The following is a 2,585-nucleotide window of genomic DNA, read 5'->3' on the forward strand; positions in this document are numbered from 1 at the left end:
GGTCGGACATTTAGTCAGCAAATCTTTTTGCTGGCGTTTTGTTTTGCTAGATTTTCGGACTCTAGTTTAGATATTTCTGATTCGCTCTTCGGAGTGTTTCAAGAGTCTTCAACGGAGAGTTTGATTCTGGCTCAGGACGAACGCTGGCGGCGTGCTTAACACATGCAAGTCGAGCGGTAAGGCCCTTCGGGGTACACGAGCGGCGAACGGGTGAGTAACACGTGGGTGATCTGCCTCGCACTTCGGGATAAGCCTGGGAAACTGGGTCTAATACCGGATATGACCTTCCAGTGCATGCTGGTGGGTGGAAAGATTTATCGGTGCGAGATGGGCCCGCGGCCTATCAGCTTGTTGGCGGGGTAACGGCCCACCAAGGCGACGACGGGTAGCCGACCTGAGAGGGTGACCGGCCACACTGGGACTGAGACACGGCCCAGACTCCTACGGGAGGCAGCAGTGGGGAATATTGCACAATGGGCGAAAGCCTGATGCAGCGACGCCGCGTGGAGGATGACGGCCTTCGGGTTGTAAACTCCTTTCGACAGGGACGAAGCGTAAGTGACGGTACCTGTAGAAGAAGCACCGGCCAACTACGTGCCAGCAGCCGCGGTAATACGTAGGGTGCGAGCGTTGTCCGGAATTACTGGGCGTAAAGAGCTTGTAGGCGGTCTGTCGCGTCTTCTGTGAAAACTTGGGGCTCAACCTTAAGCTTGCAGGCGATACGGGCAGACTAGAGTACTTCAGGGGAGACTGGAATTCCTGGTGTAGCGGTGAAATGCGCAGATATCAGGAGGAACACCGGTGGCGAAGGCGGGTCTCTGGGAAGTAACTGACGCTGAGAAGCGAAAGCATGGGTAGCAAACAGGATTAGATACCCTGGTAGTCCATGCCGTAAACGGTGGGTACTAGGTGTGGGTTTCCTTCCACGGGATCCGTGCCGTAGCTAACGCATTAAGTACCCCGCCTGGGGAGTACGGCCGCAAGGCTAAAACTCAAAGAAATTGACGGGGGCCCGCACAAGCGGCGGAGCATGTGGATTAATTCGATGCAACGCGAAGAACCTTACCTGGGTTTGACATACACCGGAAACCTGCAGAGATGTAGGCCCCCTTGTGGTCGGTGTACAGGTGGTGCATGGCTGTCGTCAGCTCGTGTCGTGAGATGTTGGGTTAAGTCCCGCAACGAGCGCAACCCTTATCTTATGTTGCCAGCGCGTAATGGCGGGGACTCGTGAGAGACTGCCGGGGTCAACTCGGAGGAAGGTGGGGACGACGTCAAGTCATCATGCCCCTTATGTCCAGGGCTTCACACATGCTACAATGGCCGGTACAGAGGGCTGCGATACCGTGAGGTGGAGCGAATCCCTTAAAGCCGGTCTCAGTTCGGATCGGGGTCTGCAACTCGACCCCGTGAAGTTGGAGTCGCTAGTAATCGCAGATCAGCAACGCTGCGGTGAATACGTTCCCGGGCCTTGTACACACCGCCCGTCACGTCATGAAAGTCGGTAACACCCGAAGCCGGTGGCCTAACCCCTTGTGGGAGGGAGCCGTCGAAGGTGGGATTGGCGATTGGGACGAAGTCGTAACAAGGTAGCCGTACCGGAAGGTGCGGCTGGATCACCTCCTTTCTAAGGAGCACATCTCCAGACATGCCCACACAGGTGGGAGTGTTGTTCTGGCAGAGACCGTTTCGGACTCACCTGTAGTCCGGCGGACGCTCATGGGTGGAACACTGACTACTTCTCACGCATTTGGTTGGTCCTCAGCGATCGACCGCGGGAGATATATCGGCACACTGTTGGGTCCTGAGAGAACACGCGAGTGTTTCTCTGGGCAAGATAACGACAAGGCTGAATCTTCAGTCATACCGCCGGGTTTCACTCGGGCTGGTGCTGAGTATGGGTTTGGTTTTGTGTGTTGTTTGAGAACTGCACAGTGGACGCGAGCATCTTTGTTAGTAAGTGTTTAAGAGCGTACGGTGGATGCCTTGGCACCAGGAGCCGATGAAGGACGTAGGAGGCTGCGATAAGCCTCGGGGAGCTGTCAACCGAGCTGAGATCCGAGGATTTCCGAATGGGGAAACCCAGCACGAGTGATGTCGTGTTACCCGCATCTGAATATATAGGGTGTGTGGAGGGAACGTGGGGAAGTGAAACATCTCAGTACCCACAGGAAGAGAAAACAATAGTGATTCCGTGAGTAGTGGCGAGCGAAAGCGGAAGAGGCTAAACCATGCACGTGTGATACCCGGCAGGGGTTGCGTGTGTGGGGTAGTGGGGCTCACTTTCCTATATCTGCCGATGTAGGCGAGAGTCAGAAACCGTTGTGTTAGTCGAAGTGGTCTGGAACGGCCTGTCGTAGAGGGTGAGAATCCCGTAGACGAAAACTCAGCGGCTCTTGTAGTGAGTACCCGAGTAGCAGCGGGCCCGTGAAATCTGCTGTGAATCTGCCGGGACCACCCGGTAAGCCTGAATACTCCCTGGTGACCGATAGCGGACTAGTACCGTGAGGGAAAGGTGAAAAGTACCCCGGGAGGGGAGTGAAATAGTACCTGAAACCGTGCGCTTACAATCCGTCAAAGCCTGT

Annotated in this window: 2 rRNA genes (1 of these 2 running past the window's edge); both read left to right on the top strand. The window is 55.5% G+C overall.

The features are described from left to right. Positions 1 to 108 precede the first annotated feature (108 nt). Positions 109 to 1,627: ribosomal RNA gene (locus ABZ942_RS43740) — 16S ribosomal RNA — on the top strand. A gap of 327 nt (positions 1,628 to 1,954) precedes the next feature. After that, positions 1,955 to 2,585 (top strand): 23S ribosomal RNA (locus tag ABZ942_RS43745) (it continues 2,589 nt past the right edge of the window). Together the 16S and 23S rRNA genes form the textbook arrangement of a ribosomal RNA operon.

It is taken from the genome of Nocardia sp. NPDC046473 (assembly GCF_040645995.1).
Taxonomy (GTDB): domain Bacteria; phylum Actinomycetota; class Actinomycetes; order Mycobacteriales; family Mycobacteriaceae; genus Nocardia.